We start from the raw sequence: 13,061 nt of genomic DNA on the forward strand, positions 1-13,061 counted from the left end.
AACGGCTGCGCGGACCTGTCCGGCTGCAGGCGGATGGGCGCCTGGAACACTTCCATCTGCCGCGAATGCCCTTGTTCTTCGGCGGGTTCGACATGAACCAGCACCTTGCCGGCACTGTTGCGCACTTCGAGAAAACGCACGTGGGGCGTGTTCATCGTGGCGTTCATGAGGTTTTCCAGGACGGCGTTATTGCCGACGATGACCCCATATTCCGACGCGGGCGCCAACTGGTTGGCGATGAGTTGCCCGGTGTTATTGAGTTCCTGTCGCAGGTCCTGAATCCGCACCACAGTAAAGAAGCTGATCAGCAGGAGGGTCAGCAATAACGCGGGGCCCAGGCTGAGGATCTGCGTCCGGGTGCTGATGTTCCAGCCGCGCTGAGCCGTCACGACGCGATTCCAGCTGACCGGATTCGCAGGATGTGCAGGGGGTCAGGCATGGCAAAGCCTGACGGGGCACGGGAAGTGAACGCTTGGTGTCATGTCACTGATCTCTTCGGGAACGACCTGACGATAGCTCATCGGCGTCGCTGAGGAATTTTCATCTCGGGGGCGCATCTTAACCGAGCTGTGGGCAATTTCCTCGGCAAGAGTGGGGGATCGGCTATAAGTTCGTGGGGGCACCTTTTGCCGCTGGCCCCGAGACTAACGCTCCGTATAATGCCCGCATCGCCAGATGTGATGGCCCTGAATGGATTGTTTTATGACCCAGCAGCAACCAATAGCGGTCCTTGGCGGCGGCAGCTTCGGGACCGCAGTGGCCAATCTGTTGGCCGGCAACGGTCATCGGGTGACGCAGTGGATGCGCGATCCGGAGCAGGCCGAGGCGATCCGGACGAACCGCGAGAACCCGCGCTACCTCAAGGGCATCAAGGTGCTCGACGGCGTCGAGCCGGTCACCGATCTGCACGCCACTTTGCAGGACAGTCAACTGGTGTTCGTGGCGCTGCCGTCCAGTGCGCTGCGTGGCGTACTGACCCCGCATGTCGATCTGCTCGCCGGCAAGATGCTGGTCAGCCTGACCAAGGGCATCGAGGCTGACACCTTCAAACTAATGAGCGAAATCCTTCAGGACATCGCCCCCGCTGCGCGGATTGGCGTGCTGTCCGGGCCCAATCTGGCCCGGGAAATCGCCGAACACGCCCTCACCGCCACGGTGGTCGCCAGCGAAGATGAAGACCTCTGTCAGCAGGTTCAGGCCGCGCTGCATGGTCGTACTTTCCGCGTGTACGCCAGCGCCGACCGTTTTGGCGTGGAGCTGGGCGGCGCGCTGAAAAACGTTTACGCCATCATCGCCGGCATGGCGGTGGCGCTGAATATGGGCGAGAACACCAAGAGCATGCTGATCACCCGCGCGCTGGCCGAGATGACCCGCTTTGCGGTCAGTCAGGGTGCCAATCCGATGACCTTTCTTGGTCTGGCCGGTGTCGGCGATCTGATCGTCACCTGTTCGTCGCCGAAGAGCCGTAATTATCAGGTCGGTTTTGCCCTAGGGCAGGGCCTGAGCCTGGACGAAGCGGTGACCCGACTGGGCGAGGTCGCGGAGGGCGTCAACACGCTCAAGGTGCTCAAGGCCAAGGCGCAGGAACTGCAGGTTTACATGCCGCTGGTGGCCGGGCTTCACGCCATTCTTTTCGAGGGCCGCACGCTGGAGCAGGTCATCGAACTGCTGATGCGCGCCGAGCCGAAGACCGATGTCGACTTCATTTCAACCAGTGGTTTCAACTGATCCCTTCACGGAGAAGCTCTTGAACGAATCAAAACTCAAGCAACACGAATCAATCCTGCTGCGCATCCTGTGGATGGTGCTGTTTGTGCTGGTCTGGCAAGTGGCGGAGGTGGTGCTGGGGGTGGCTGTCCTGGTGCAGCTGGTTTACCGCCTGTTCAATGGCGCGCCGAGCCTCAGCGTCATGTCGTTCGGCGACAGCCTGAGCCAGTATCTGGCGCAGATCGGTCGCTTTGGCACCTTCCACACCGATCAGAAGCCATGGCCTTTTGCTGACTGGCCTGCGCCGCGTGCTCCTGAGGGCGAGGCGCCGCATGTGGTGGTTGTCAAGCCGCAACCGGCGCCTGCCGCGGCTGAGACGACGCCCGTCGCGCCTCAACCGGCGCCAGTGACTCCGCACCCGGTTCCCGCCACGCCGCCGGTGGTTTCCGAAACCCCGCCGGTGGTGGTCGACACGTCGCCCCCTGTTGCCGATGCATCGTCCTCTGCGCCGGGTAGTCCGTCGGTTACTCCGCCGGTTAAGCCCAACGAAGAGCCGAAACCGTGAAGCTCTGGATTTTGCGCCACGGCGAGGCAAAACCTCAGGCCCGTACGGATGCCGAGCGGGAGCTGACGGCCAAGGGCCGCGAAGAGGTGTTGCGCAGCGCCGCTCACCTGATGGGTCAGCCGCTGCAGCGGATTATCGCCAGCCCCTATGTGCGTGCTCAGCAGACCGCCGAGCTGGTCCGTCAGGCCCTCGGGTTCACCGATGCCATCGTGACCGTGCCGTGGCTGACGCCGGACTGCAATCCGCACAAGGTGCTCGAGCAACTGGATGCGTACAGCGCGGAGAATGTGTTGCTGGTCAGCCATCAGCCCTTGGTGGGCACGTTGATCGGGCTGGCGGTGCATGGCTCTTTGCAGCAGGCGCAACCGATGCACACCGCCAGTCTTGCTCAGCTTGAGGCGGATTTGCCCCTTGCCGGTGCGATGGAACTGGTGGATGTTCGGCACGCTGAGTGATGGGGCGGTGAGCGGTTTGCTCAGCTCCCCCTGCTGCCTGTGATATGTATTGATAACTCGCTAATAACAAGGAAGAACCATGAGTGTATGGCGTAGCCCTCCGGATCTTGACGCGCTTAATGCGAAGCAGAAGAACACCGTCGGTGAGGTGCTGGATATTCGGTTTGAAGCGGTCGACGATCGGTCTCTGACGGCGAGCATGGCGGTGGATGAGCGCACTCATCAGCCTTACGGTTTGTTGCACGGCGGCGCGTCGGTGGTGCTGGCGGAGACGGTGGGGTCTACGGCCAGTTATCTGGTGATTGATACCGATCGGTTTTTTTGTGTGGGTATTGAGGTCAACGCGAACCATTTGCGCGGGGTGCGCAGTGGGCGGGTAACGGCAGTGGCGCACCCGGTGCATATCGGGCGCACGACCCATGTCTGGGATATTCGTCTGACGACGGAGGACGGCAAGGCCTGTTGTATTTCCCGGTTGACGGTGGCGGTGGTGCCCCATGGTGAGCAGCCGCCTTCTCGCTGATGGCGAGGCGCTTGAAGCCAAGATCAAGGGCGTCGGCCTAACGGCCTCGGTTTCGCCTTCGGCGAGTTACTTGGAAAAGCACCCCAAGTAACCAAGGGTGCCTGCTCCTGGTTGGGCCCTTCGTTCCTCAGGGTTCCTTCACTCCGGTCTCGCTCCGTGGGCCCGCGCCGAACGGACATCCATGTCCTGACGGCGCTCTCGCCGCATCCATGCGGCTCGGCCCACTCCGCAAAACCTGCGTTCAGCCTGCACCCAAGTCGCGATTGGCGGCGTCTGAGCTTCTTGTGCATGAAGATCAAAAGCAAAGCAGATCAAAAGCTTCCCGGCTAAAGCCGGTCCCACAGGGTCACCGCCATTCCCACTGGCTGCACGCGCTGCTGTGAGTGGGACCGGCTTTAGCCGGGAAGAGGCCGGATTGGGCACCATCAATCTTACGGTCCAACGCTCGATCGTTCCCACGCTCCGCGCGGTAATGCCGCCTCAGACGCTCCGCGTCTCTGCCGTGGCGCTCACACCCACCAGATAAACCTTCCCATGACCGGAGTGGCCTCATCGATGGCAGTTCCGGTCATTGCCGCGCTTGGCGGGCGGTGCGCACAATCGCGGCTTGTTCTGGTTGCTCTGGGTGTGTCGGCATGGCTCAACTTCTGTTTTTCGCTCACGCCAACGGCTTCCCGTCGGGCACGTACGGCAAGTTGTTCGCGGCGCTTGGGCCTGAGTTCGAGATTCGTCATCTGGAGCAGCATGCCCATGACCCGCAATTTCCGGTGACGGACAACTGGCCGGAGCTGGTGGATGAGTTGATTCATCATCTGCGCGAGCAGGCGCAACCGGTGTGGGGCGTGGGCCATTCGCTGGGTGGTGTGCTGCATTATCACGCGGCGCTGCGCCATCCTGAGTTGTACCGCGGCGTTGTGATGCTGGATTCACCGGTGCTGTCCCGGTTCGATCAGTGGATGATTCGGGCGGCCAAGCGCTTCGGGTTTATCGATCGCATCACGCCTGCGGGCCGGACGTTGGGGCGTCGTGAGGTGTTCAGCAGCGTCGAGGCGGCGCGGGATTATTTTGCCGGCAAGTCGCTGTTTCGGCGTTTCGATCCCGAGTGTTTCGAGGCGTATCTGCTTCACGGGCTGCAAGCCGATGGCGACGGGTTGCGCTTGCGTTTCGACCCTGCCACCGAAATCAGCATCTACCGCAGCGTGCCCCACACCAGCCCCGGTCTGGCCCGTCAGTTGCGCGTACCGTTGGCGATGGTGCGCGGCGAGAGCAGCGATGTGGTGCGGCGCCACCATACGCTGTCGGTCAAAAACATGCGCGAAGGCGAGTATCTTTCCGTGCCCGGTGGGCATATGTTCCCGCTCGAACATCCCGAGGACACCGCCCACATGCTCAGAACGCTGTTTTCCCGCTGGACGGCCAGGGCTGAAGGCGCGACCACTGACGCCGCCCTGCAACGAGCCCGCGCATGACCTGCTCGGTGGAAGAGATCCGCCTGAGCCTGCCCCATATCGAACTGGCCGCCCATCTGTTCGGTCCCCAGGACGGCATTCCGGTAATCGCTCTGCATGGCTGGCTGGACAACGCCAACAGCTTCGCGCGGCTGGCGCCCAAGCTTGAAGGGCTGCGGATCCTGGCACTGGACATGGCCGGGCATGGCCACTCCGACCACCGCCCGCCGGGTTCGGCGTATGGTTTGCCGGACTACGCCCACGACGTGTTGCAGGTGGCGGGGCAGATGGGCTGGGAGCGGTTTTCTCTGCTGGGGCATTCCCTGGGGGCAATTATTTCGGTGATCGTCGCGGCGGCGGTTCCCCAGCGGGTCAATCGTCTGGCCTTGATCGACGGGTTGGTTCCGCCGGTGGGCGAGCCCGAGTCTGTGGTCGAGCGCATGGGCGCGGCGCTGCAGGCGCAATTGACCCAGCAGAGCAAGCGCAAGCCCGTCTACCCGGACATGGACCGTGCGGTGGAGGCGCGGATGAAAGGCATGGTCGCGGTCAGTCGTGAGGCCGCCGAGCTGTTGGCCCAGCGTGGCTTGATGCCGGTGCCGGGTGGTTACACCTGGCGCAGCGACAGCCGACTGACCTTGCCCTCGTCGATTCGTCTGACGCGAGCGCAGGCGCTGGCTTTCGTCACGGCGGTGCGCTGTCCGGCACAGTTGATCGTGGCCGAGGAGGGCATGCTCGCGCAGAACCGGGAGCTGCTCGCCAGTGTTCCTTTTACGGTGACGTCCTTGCCGGGCGGGCACCATCTGCACCTCAACGACGAGGCAGGGGCGCGCTCTGTTGCAGACTGTTTCAATCGCTTCTTCGCCGTGCCTTGACTTGCGACCTGCAACTGCCGAGGCTGGGGCAGTTGAAACAGGAGACTGCACGATGGACCACTGCCCACGCCGCACCGTTTTATTTTCATGCTCGCCGCGCGTTGTCGCGGCTTTGTTTTGCCTGCCGATTACGTCCACGGGTGCTTTGCCTGCTGCATTCGCCGCCGCCTCGCCGATTGCCCTGCCATGAGCGCTTCCATGACGTTCACCCGCACGCTCGCGCTGACGCTGCTGCTGACCGGCTTCAGCGCCGCTACCCAGGCGGCCGACGTTCCCGGCAGTCAGGACTTGCCCATCGTGCCGCGGCTGACAGACGCGGAAATCGTCGATTATCGGCCTGCCGTTGAGCTGGAACGCATTTACCCGCTGGGCTCGATTCGGAAGATCAGCGGCCAGTTGCGCTTCGACGGGCAAGTGTCCGGGCGCGGCAACGTCACCGCCATCACCTACCAATTGCCGGTCGAGCACAGCGCCGACGAAGCGTTCACCGCCGCCCGCGAAGCGCTACAGCAGCAGGGCGCGCAGCTGCTGTTCTGGTGCCAGGCGCGGGATTGCGGCGAAAGCAGCCTGTGGGCCAACGAGGTGTTCGGCAATGCCAAGCTGTATGGCGCCGACAACGGTCAGTCCTACTTGCTGCTGCGCCTGGCCGCGCCGGCGGACAACACACTCGTGGCGTTGTACGGCATCACCCGGGGCAACCGCCGGGCTTTCCTCCACGTCGAGCAGTTTCAGTCGAGCACGCCGCTGGGGGATTTGCTGCCGACTTCCGCGACCCTGTTGCGCGAGCTGAAAAGCACCGGCGAGCTGGAACTGCCGATGCTGACCGCTGAGCCGCAGGAGCCGTGGATCACCTTGCTGTCCCGTGGCCTGAATCTGGACAGCACCTTGCGGGTTACGCTTTCCGGGGATCAGCGCGAAGCGTGGCGTCAAGCGCTGGTGGCCAAAGGCGTACGCGCTGCACGGCTGGAAGCGGGCGACCGGAAAAATCCCGGCCTGACCCTCGAACTCATTCGCTGAGGGCCGCAGAGCCAGGTTTGGTCTGACTTCACCGTGTGTTTACAATGCAGCCCTCCAATCGTACCCGTGAGTCAGATGACAGAGCCAAGCGTGCTTCGCCTTTCCATTATTGTGACGTTTGCTCTGGCTATTTTTGGGGTGGTATTCGGTCTGCTGACCGGGTCTGCGTCGATTATTTTTGACGGCGTATACACCCTTATCGACGCAATCATGACGAGCTTTGCACTGGTCGTTGCCAAGCTGATCGCCTTCTCTCACAACGATGTCGGTCGCGCCCGCCTGACCAAGAGTTTCACGATGGGGTTCTGGCACCTTGAGCCCATTGTGCTTGGTTTATCCGGCACGCTACTGGTTGGAACCGCTGGCTATGGTCTGATCATGGCCGTCGGCAGCCTGATGGCGGGCGGGCGACACCTGGACTTCGATCTCGCGCTCATTTTTGCTTTTGTGGCCCTTGTGAGCGCGGTTGGAATGATCATCTATGGCCGACGAGCAAACAAACGCCTCAATTCAAGCTTCATCGCCCTGGACGTTAAAGCCTGGACAATCTCCGCTGCAATGACCGGCGCTCTGTTAGTCGCGTTCCTGACCGGCTGGATTATCAGGGGCACAGAGCTGGGATGGTTATCGCCTTACATAGATCCAGCGGTGTTGGCGCTTGTTTGTCTCATCGTTTTACCCTTGCCTCTGCCAACGATTCGTGACGCTCTCGCAGATGTTCTGCTGGTGACCCCGCCAGAAATGAAGAAAAGAGTCGATGACGTTGCCAGCGATGCTGTCCAGCGACATGGCTTCCTTTCCTACCGTGCCTATGTGGCCCGGGTGGGGCGCGGGAGGCAGATCGAGATTTACTTCATCGTTCCACCGGGCTTGCCGCCACGCTCCCTGGAGGCATGGGATCTGATCCGGGATGAAATTGGCGAAGAGGTCGGAGGTACCGGCCCTGATCGTTGGCTGACAATCGCTTTTACCGTTAATAAAGAATGGGCTGAGTGATAGAAGGTCAATTCGCCCGCAAAAACCGGTGGACAGGTCTTCAGCACGCATAGACCCGTCTCGGTTCCGTCCTGAAGGCTGGCGTGGGTGTGAGCGCGCGGCGGGCTGCGTGGTTAGACGGTATGCTTCTCGGATTAAACCCCCTCTTTTGCGGAATGAACGATGTTCAATAACGATCGCCTGTTGGTGCAGATTCTCCTGCTCGCGCTGCTCGGCGCCTGCCTGTGGGTGATGGTGCCGTTCTGGTCGGCGCTGTTTTGGGGTGCGGTGCTGGCGTTTGCCAGTTGGCCGCTGATGCGTCTGTTGACCCGCGCGCTCAAGGGGCGTGAGTCCCTCGCGGCGGCGATTCTGACGCTGGGGTGGATGGTGCTGGTGCTCGCGCCGCTGGTCTGGCTGGGTTTCAATCTGGCGGACCACGTGCGCGACGCAACGGCGTTCGTCAAGGACGTGCAAGTGGACGGCCTGCCGGATCCACCCACCTGGCTGGCGGGCGTTCCGCTGGTGGGCGAGCGGTTGGTGGGTTACTGGAACACCATCGACCAACAAGGCGCGGCGCTGCTGGTCAGCGTCCGGCCTTACCTCGGGCAAGTAGGCAACTGGCTGCTGGCGCGCAGTGCGCAGATCGGCGGCGGCATTCTTGAGCTGACCCTGAGCATCATCTTCGTGTTCTTTTTCTACCGCGACGGGCCGCGGGTGGCGGCGTTCGTGCTGAGTCTGCTGGAACGGCTGATCGGCGATCGCGCTCAGTATTACCTCGATCTGGTGGCCGGCACGGTGCAACGGGTGGTCAACGGTGTGATCGGCACGGCTGCGGCGCAAGCGGTGCTGGCCCTGATCGGTTTTCTGATTGCCGGCGTACCGGGCGCTTTGGTGCTGGGCATCGGCACCTTCCTGCTGAGCCTTGTGCCCATGGGCCCGCCGCTGATCTGGATACCTGCCACGGCGTGGCTGGCCTGGAGAGGCGATTACGGCATGGCGATTTTTCTCGGCCTGTGGGGCACCTTCATCGTCAGTGGCGTCGATAACGTGCTCAAGCCGTACCTGATCAGTCGCGGCGGCAACCTGCCGCTGGTGATTGTCCTGCTCGGGGTGTTTGGCGGGTTGCTGGCGTTCGGCTTCATCGGCCTGTTCATCGGCCCGACCTTGCTGGCGTTGGCCTACAGCTTGCTGCTGGACTGGGTCGGCGACAGCCGCGCGCGGCAGCCGGTCAAGTAACTCACACCCGTAAAAAACACGGGCATAAAAAACCGCCGCCGAGCTCAGCCCGGCGGCGGTTTTTTTTCGTCAGGCCGAGGTGCTGACGTCTTTGCCGGACGTGGCGTTGCTGTTGAGGTTGTAACGGTCACTGAGGGCCGCGACCATGCGGTTCAGGGCTTCAGTCGCCTGGGTGGTGGTTTGCGAAGTGGCTGTTTGGCTAGCGGCGGTCTGGCTGCTGGAGGACGAGGTGCTGGCGGAATTTGTCGTGCCCTGCAACGCGCTGGTCAGTTCGGCCGCGGTGATGCTGCCGTCACTGTCGCTGTCCAGGCTGCTGAACAGGTCACTGGCGGCTTCGGCAGGGGGCGGAGGCGGCGGTTGTTGGGCCTGCAGGCTGGCGGTCAGCTCGTCGAGGCTGACGGTGCCGTCCTTGTTGGTGTCGAGGGCGTCGAACACCTTACTGCTGTCGGCGCTGCTGTCTGAACTGCTCAACGCCGTGGTCAGTTCATCGCTGCTGACCGTCCCGTCGCCGTCGCTGTCCAGCGCACTGAGCAGGTTTTGCGCTTCGTCTTCGGAGGACGCGGCGTCCATCTGCATCGGCGGTGGCGGCGGAGGCGTCAACGCAGCCAGTTCGTCGGCGTCGAGGCTGTCGTCGTCATTGCTGTCGAGATCGCCGAACGCCTTGCTCAAGCTGACGGTAATGCCGTCTTTGGAATCCGAGGACAGCGACGAGCTCAGCTCGTCCTTGTCGATGCTGCCGTCGCCGTTCGCGTCGAGTTTCTTCAATAATTCGTCGGCGAACTTCTTGCTGTTGGCTGTGCTGGTGGTGCTGCTCGTGCTGGCACTGGTGTAGCTGGAATAACTGCTGCTGCCGCTGACGCCTGTGATCATCGGACTGACTCCCCATCAGATGGATAATGCCGGGCGGTGCTCCGGCTTATGCAGCGTCAGGGCAAGGCGTGTCGTGGGTGTGTTGGGTTTGTACCGGCGGAGTTACCTGAGCGCTTGCGTCAGGCTTCGCTCAGTGGGACCGGCTTTAGCCGGGAAGAGGCCAGTCAGAACACCGTCAGATTTAGGGTGTGACGCCTGACGAATTCCCGGCTAAAGCCGGTCCCACAATGGGCTCCATCGCCAGTACCACCGAACTCACCCGGTCCCATCCTGCTGATGGCTCCGGGTCAGATTCGCGGCAGATCCAACACCGCGGTCAGGCCGCCGCCGGGGGTTTTTTCGAGGCGCAGGTCGCCGCCCATTCGGCGCGCGGCTTCCCGGGCGATGGTCATGCCGATGCCGACGCCGCCCGAGTTGCGATTGCGCGAGCTCTCGACGCGATAGAAGGGCTCGAACACCACTTCACGCAGGTCTTCAGGAATGCCGGGGCCGTGATCGATGACGCTGACCCGCAGGCGATCGCTGGCGTCTTCGATCTCCACCCGCGCGTGCCCGGCGTAACGCAGGGCGTTGTCGATGAGGTTGTTCAGGCACGAACGCAGGGCCATGGGCTGGGACTTCAGTGGCCGGCATGTGCCGCTCGCCTGAATGTCGTCACCGTTGTCCTGGGCGTTTTCGGCGAGGGATTCGATCAGCGCCTGCACGTCGAAATACTGCAGCGCTTCGCTGGTGCGCTGTTCGTTGAGGTAGGTCAGGGTCGCGTCGAGCATGCCGATCATGTCGTTGAGGTCCTGGCTCATCTGCCCGTGCAGCCGCGTCTCGTCGATTTGCTCGACCCGCAGTTTCAGACGCGCCAGCGGCGTGCGCAGGTCATGGGACACGGCGGCGAGCATGCGCCCGCGCTGTTGCACCTGTTCGCGAATGCGCTCCTGCATCAGGTTGAACGCCTGCGCCGCCTGACGTGCCTCGCGAGGGCCATTGGCGGCCAGGGGCGGGCTGTCGAGGTTTTCGCTGAGGCGCTCGGCCGCTTCGCTCAGTCGGCGGATCGGCCGGCTCAGGGCCTTGGCGCCGAACCAGGCGGCGAGCACCAGGCTGATCAGCTGGAACAGCAAGGGCACCAGCGGAATGCCGAGCATCGGCGGGCGGCATCCTTGCGGTGGAGGAGGGCGCTGAAGGTCGTCGTCCGTTGCACCGTCGCGTTCGGCTGGCGCTTGCATCTGGCTTTCCATCGGCCGATCGCAACCGGGCGGGGGCGGCATTCTCGGGCCGTAGTGGTGAAACCAGACGAATGCGAGCAGGTGCGCCAGGACGATCGCCAGCATTGCCCCGCCAAACAGCCGGGCAAACAGCGTGTCGGCCGAGCGGATCAACCAATCTCCCGGGCGTCGAACATGTAGCCTTCGCCGCGCACGGTTTTGATCAGTTGCGGGGATTTCGGGTCATCGCCGAGCTTCTGCCGCAGGCGCGAGACGAGGAGGTCGATGCTGCGATCGAACGCTTCAATGGAGCGGCCCCGGGCGGCGTCGAGCAGTTGTTCGCGGTTGAGCACGCGACGCGGCCGTTCGAGGAAGACCCGCAGCAGGCGGAATTCGGCGTTGGACAAGGGCACGACGAGGCCGTCCGGCGCGGTGAGTTGGCGCAGGACGCTGTTCAGGCGCCAGTTGTCGAAGCGCAGGGTGGTGCGTTCTTCGGTGCGGTCATCGCGCACGCGGCGCAGGATGGTCTGGATCCGCGCGACGAGTTCGCGGGGCTCGAAGGGTTTGGCCATGTAGTCGTCGGCGCCCAGTTCCAGGCCGATGATGCGGTCGGTGGGTTCGCAGCGGGCGGTGAGCATGAGGATGGGGATGTCGGAGGTGCTGCGCAGCCAGCGGCAGAGGGAGAGGCCGTCTTCGCCGGGGAGCATGAGGTCGAGGACGACGACGTCGTAGGTGTCTTCGGTGAGGGCCTGGCGCATGGCGTTGCCGTCGGTGACGCCGGTGCTGTGGATGTTGAAGCGGGCGAGGTAGTCGCAGAGCAGTTCGCGGATGGGGATGTCGTCGTCGACGATGAGGGCGCGGGTGTTCCAGCGGCGCTCTTCGCTCGGCGCGGTGGCGGTGGTGCTGTCGGGTGTTGTCTGCATGGTGCTGCCGCCGTGTGGTGCTGCCGAGTGGGCCGCGGGTAGGAGTCGACGCTGCCATGCTACTTCGCTGGCGAGCGGGGCGGAAGGGTGAGGGGGGCAGGTGTCGGTGGATTGTCGTGAATGTATCAAGGTCGGTACACGGCTGACCTGCCGTGCTTCGTATCAAGATCAAGATCAAGGGCGTCTGCCTGGGGGCAGACTGTTTCGCCTTCGGCGAGTTACTTGGAAAAGCACCCCAAGTAACCAAGGGTGCTTGCTCCTGGCTAGGTCCCTCCTTCGTCGGGATACCCTCACTCCTACGACGCTCCGTGGGCCCGCGCCGAACGGACATCCATGTCCTGACGGCGCTCTCGCCGCATCCATGCGGCTCGGCCCACTCCGCGTCGTCTGCGTTCGGCCTGCACCCAAGTCGCGATTGGTGTCGTTTGGACGTCTTGCGTATGAAGATCAAGATCAAGATCAAAAGCAGATCAAGAGCTTCCCGGCTGAAGCCGGTCCTACAAAAGCACCGCGTACGCCCTGTAGGACTGGCTTTAGCCGGGAAGAGGCCAGTTCAGGCGGCGACAGTTTTGCTGATTGGACACCCCATCTGTGGGAGCGAGCTTGCTCGCGAATGCTTTATCTCAAACACCCGATATCCGGTGGATGTACCGACCCCTTCGTGAGCAAGCTCACTCCTACAAGTCCTCAGCGTTTGATCTCCCTTGATCTGCCCATGATCGTGATCTGCTGTTGATCTTGATCTTCATGCACAGAAAGCTCAGACGCCGCTAATCGCGACTTGGGTGCAGGCCGAACGTAGACGACGCGGAGTGGGCCGAGCCGCATGGATGCGGCGAGAGCGCCGTCAGGACATGGATGTCCGTTCGGCGCGGGCCCACGGAGCGTCGTCGGAGTGAGGGAATCCCGACGGAGGAGGGACCTAACCAGGAGCAGGGCCTTTTTGGTTACTTTTTCGGCTCTTGGAAAAAGTGACCCGCCGTAAGGGCGGAACCATAACTACAACCCACACAAATATTGGATATGCCCGCGATCTAAAGCCCGCAAAGCCGCTAAACCCACCACTCTTTACGCTTTCTTTATGCCCCCCGACCCCCGTCGCTCTCGTTCCTTTACACCCCCGCTGCAGACAATTGCCCCACACGGCAGTCGCCGTATGACGGAGAGTTTTTCATGAGCGTTCTGGATGGGGTGTCACTGCTGCTCGCGGCAGGGTTATTCGTTTACTTGCTGGTTGCGCTCCTGCGCGCCGGCCGGGTCGAGGAGTAACGGCC

The 13,061-nt window shown here is 62.7% G+C and carries 12 protein-coding genes and 2 pseudogenes; 10 read left to right on the forward strand and 4 right to left on the reverse strand.

The features are described from left to right. Positions 1-19: 19 nt before the first annotated feature. Positions 20-389: pseudogene (locus AC07RO_RS21330) on the reverse strand (hybrid sensor histidine kinase/response regulator); the annotation flags it as partial. Between the two features lie 313 nt (positions 390-702). Here AC07RO_RS21330 and AC07RO_RS21335 point away from each other — a divergent pair. The 9 genes and pseudogenes from AC07RO_RS21335 to AC07RO_RS21375 all read left to right on the forward strand — a co-directional run bounded on the left by AC07RO_RS21335 (position 703) and on the right by AC07RO_RS21375 (position 8,798). After that, positions 703-1,728 (forward strand): NAD(P)H-dependent glycerol-3-phosphate dehydrogenase, encoded by a 1,026-nt coding sequence (locus tag AC07RO_RS21335; RefSeq protein WP_346626381.1) that lies wholly within the window; start codon positions 703-705, stop codon positions 1,726-1,728. Positions 1,729-1,747: 19 nt separating this feature from the next. Next, a pseudogene (locus tag AC07RO_RS21340) lies at positions 1,748-2,068 on the forward strand (DUF4389 domain-containing protein); the annotation flags it as partial. Positions 2,069-2,268: 200 nt separating this feature from the next. Next, entirely contained in the window at positions 2,269-2,727 is a 459-nt protein-coding gene (gene sixA, locus AC07RO_RS21345; protein ID WP_346626380.1) for a phosphohistidine phosphatase SixA, read from the forward strand. A gap of 79 nt (positions 2,728-2,806) precedes the next feature. Next, a complete protein-coding gene (locus AC07RO_RS21350) occupies positions 2,807-3,250 on the forward strand; it encodes a hotdog fold thioesterase (RefSeq protein WP_495087006.1) in 444 nt (147 codons plus the stop codon). 635 nt (positions 3,251-3,885) lie between these two features. Continuing rightward, on the forward strand, positions 3,886-4,719 hold the full coding sequence (locus AC07RO_RS21355) for an alpha/beta fold hydrolase (protein ID WP_346629734.1): 834 nt from the start codon (positions 3,886-3,888) through the stop codon (positions 4,717-4,719). Next, on the forward strand, positions 4,716-5,570 hold the full coding sequence (locus AC07RO_RS21360; RefSeq protein WP_346629735.1) for an alpha/beta hydrolase: 855 nt from the start codon (positions 4,716-4,718) through the stop codon (positions 5,568-5,570). The genes AC07RO_RS21355 and AC07RO_RS21360 overlap by 4 nt, the downstream gene beginning before the upstream one ends. 198 nt (positions 5,571-5,768) lie before the next feature. Next, positions 5,769-6,587 (forward strand): DUF4892 domain-containing protein, encoded by an 819-nt coding sequence (locus AC07RO_RS21365; RefSeq protein WP_495087007.1) that lies wholly within the window; start codon positions 5,769-5,771, stop codon positions 6,585-6,587. Between the two features lie 75 nt (positions 6,588-6,662). Further along, positions 6,663-7,583, forward strand: coding sequence for a cation diffusion facilitator family transporter (locus AC07RO_RS21370; RefSeq protein ID WP_495087008.1), 921 nt, complete (start codon positions 6,663-6,665; stop codon positions 7,581-7,583). A 162-nt stretch (positions 7,584-7,745) separates the two neighbouring features. Further along, positions 7,746-8,798, forward strand: coding sequence for an AI-2E family transporter (locus AC07RO_RS21375; RefSeq protein WP_495087009.1), 1,053 nt, complete (start codon positions 7,746-7,748; stop codon positions 8,796-8,798). Between the two features lie 69 nt (positions 8,799-8,867). Here AC07RO_RS21375 and xopAW read toward each other — a convergent pair whose 3' ends face one another. The 3 genes from xopAW to AC07RO_RS21390 form a co-directional block, all read right to left on the reverse strand. Beyond that, a complete protein-coding gene (gene xopAW / locus AC07RO_RS21380; RefSeq protein ID WP_495087010.1) occupies positions 8,868-9,668 on the reverse strand; it encodes a XopAW family type III secretion system calcium-binding effector in 801 nt (266 codons plus the stop codon). Between the two features lie 287 nt (positions 9,669-9,955). After that, positions 9,956-11,038 carry a sensor histidine kinase gene (locus tag AC07RO_RS21385; RefSeq protein WP_495087011.1) on the reverse strand — a complete coding sequence of 361 codons (1,083 nt, stop codon included), beginning with the start codon at positions 11,036-11,038 and terminating at the stop codon, positions 9,956-9,958. Beyond that, on the reverse strand, positions 11,035-11,787 hold the full coding sequence (locus tag AC07RO_RS21390) for a response regulator (protein ID WP_346626371.1): 753 nt from the start codon (positions 11,785-11,787) through the stop codon (positions 11,035-11,037). The genes AC07RO_RS21385 and AC07RO_RS21390 overlap by 4 nt, the downstream gene beginning before the upstream one ends. Before the next feature lie 1,173 nt (positions 11,788-12,960). On the opposite strand from AC07RO_RS21390, the gene kdpF reads away from it, so the two are divergent. Continuing rightward, positions 12,961-13,056 carry a K(+)-transporting ATPase subunit F gene (gene kdpF, locus AC07RO_RS21395; RefSeq protein WP_037009437.1) on the forward strand — a complete coding sequence of 32 codons (96 nt, stop codon included), beginning with the start codon at positions 12,961-12,963 and terminating at the stop codon, positions 13,054-13,056. Positions 13,057-13,061: the final 5 nt, after the last annotated feature.

Source organism: Pseudomonas sp. GW821-FHT07F05, assembly GCF_059418765.1.

Excerpts from the sequence above, each read along its gene's own strand:
- AC07RO_RS21355 (WP_346629734.1), top strand. The coding sequence starts at position 3,886 with ATGGCTCAACTTCTGTTTTTCGCTCACGCCAACGGCTTCCCGTCGGGC.
- AC07RO_RS21335 (WP_346626381.1), top strand. The coding sequence starts at position 703 with ATGACCCAGCAGCAACCAATAGCGGTCCTTGGCGGCGGCAGCTTCGGG.
- AC07RO_RS21365 (WP_495087007.1), top strand. The coding sequence starts at position 5,769 with ATGACGTTCACCCGCACGCTCGCGCTGACGCTGCTGCTGACCGGCTTC.
- AC07RO_RS21375 (WP_495087009.1), top strand. The coding sequence starts at position 7,746 with ATGTTCAATAACGATCGCCTGTTGGTGCAGATTCTCCTGCTCGCGCTG.
- AC07RO_RS21390 (WP_346626371.1), bottom strand. The coding sequence starts at position 11,787 with ATGCAGACAACACCCGACAGCACCACCGCCACCGCGCCGAGCGAAGAG.
- AC07RO_RS21360 (WP_346629735.1), top strand. The coding sequence starts at position 4,716 with ATGACCTGCTCGGTGGAAGAGATCCGCCTGAGCCTGCCCCATATCGAA.
- AC07RO_RS21370 (WP_495087008.1), top strand. The coding sequence starts at position 6,663 with ATGACAGAGCCAAGCGTGCTTCGCCTTTCCATTATTGTGACGTTTGCT.
- xopAW (WP_495087010.1), bottom strand. The coding sequence starts at position 9,668 with ATGATCACAGGCGTCAGCGGCAGCAGCAGTTATTCCAGCTACACCAGT.
- kdpF (WP_037009437.1), top strand. The coding sequence starts at position 12,961 with ATGAGCGTTCTGGATGGGGTGTCACTGCTGCTCGCGGCAGGGTTATTC.
- AC07RO_RS21350 (WP_495087006.1), top strand. The coding sequence starts at position 2,807 with ATGAGTGTATGGCGTAGCCCTCCGGATCTTGACGCGCTTAATGCGAAG.